Source organism: Streptomyces pacificus (genome assembly GCF_011766325.1).
In the GTDB taxonomy this organism is placed as follows: domain Bacteria; phylum Actinomycetota; class Actinomycetes; order Streptomycetales; family Streptomycetaceae; genus Streptomyces; species Streptomyces pacificus.
Genome location: NZ_BLLG01000057.1, coordinates 1 through 1,240 on the forward strand (window position 1 = coordinate 1; position 1,240 = coordinate 1,240).

1 protein-coding gene is annotated in these 1,240 nt (G+C 71.5%); it reads right to left on the bottom strand.

Features of this window, described 5'->3' with window-relative positions; genetic code table 11:
• A partial coding sequence (locus SCWH03_RS28215; protein ID WP_173267756.1) for a polyketide synthase dehydratase domain-containing protein occupies positions 1 to 1,240 on the bottom strand: 1,240 nt, incomplete at both ends.

The following is a 1,240-nucleotide window of genomic DNA, read 5'->3' on the forward strand; positions in this document are numbered from 1 at the left end:
ACCAAAGCAAGCACCCGAACCGCCAGCGCATGCGCCGACCCCACAACCCCACCCTCACCCACACAATGCTCAACCACCACATCCGCACCAGCAAGATCAGGCACCGCAACCCGCACCCAATCCAGACGGAACAACGAGTCGCGGTCGGCCCGGCCGATCTGCTCGGCTGTCACCGATCGAGTCACCAGTGCACCGATCGTGGCCACCGGAGCGCCGGTGGTGTCCGCCACCGCGATTCCCCATGTGGAGCCCGTACGGGTCAACCGGACCCGCACCGATGCGGCGCCGGTGGCGTGCAGCGACACGCCTTCCCACGAGAACGGCAAGCCCACCTCGGTGGTGCCGCCGAAGAACCCTCCGGCATGCAACGCCGCATCGAGCAGGGCGGGGTGGACACCGAAGGCCGCCGCGTCTACGCCGTCGGGGAGCGCGACCTCCGCGAACACCTCGTCGCCGCGCCGCCAGGCGGCCCGGAGCCCGCGGAACACCGGCCCGTAGGCGAAGCCGGCCTCCGCGAAAGCGTCGTAGGCTCCGTCGACGTCCACCGGTTCGGCTCCGGCCGGCGGCCACACGGTGGTGTCGAAGTCGTCCGCGCTCGGGCCTATCGCCAGGAAGCCGGCCGCGTGCCTCGTCCACTGGACATCCTCGCCGTCCGGCCGCGAGAAGACCTCTACCGCCCTGCGTCCCGACTCGTCCACCGTTCCGACGGACACCTGCAACCGCACCGCGCCGCGCTCGGGGAGCACCAGCGGTGCGGCGAGGGTCAGCTCGTCTACGCGCTCGCAGCCGACCTCGTCGCCGGCCCGCAGCGCCAGTTCCAGGAACGCGGTGCCGGGCAGCAGCACCCTGCCGAACACGTCGTGTCCGGCGAGCCACGGATGCGTGCTCAGCGAGATCCTGCTGGTGAACAGATGTCCGTCGGAACCCGCGACATCGACCGCCGCACCCAGCAGCGGGTGCGCAACGGCAGTGATACCGACCGCCTCGACGTCACCCCTGCGGCGAGTCGCGGCGGGCCAGTAGGGGTGTCGTTCGAAGGGGTAGGTGGGCAGGTCGATGTGTGTGCCGCCGGGGTAGAACGATGTCCAGTCGATATCGGCGCCGCGGACGTGCAGCCCGGCGAGCGCGGTCAGTACGGCCGTCTCCTCCGGCCCGTCCCCCCGCAGCAGCGGGACCGCCACCGCCGACGCGTCCGCACCCTCCCCGGCGACCAGCGCGGACAGCGCACCACCCGGACCGA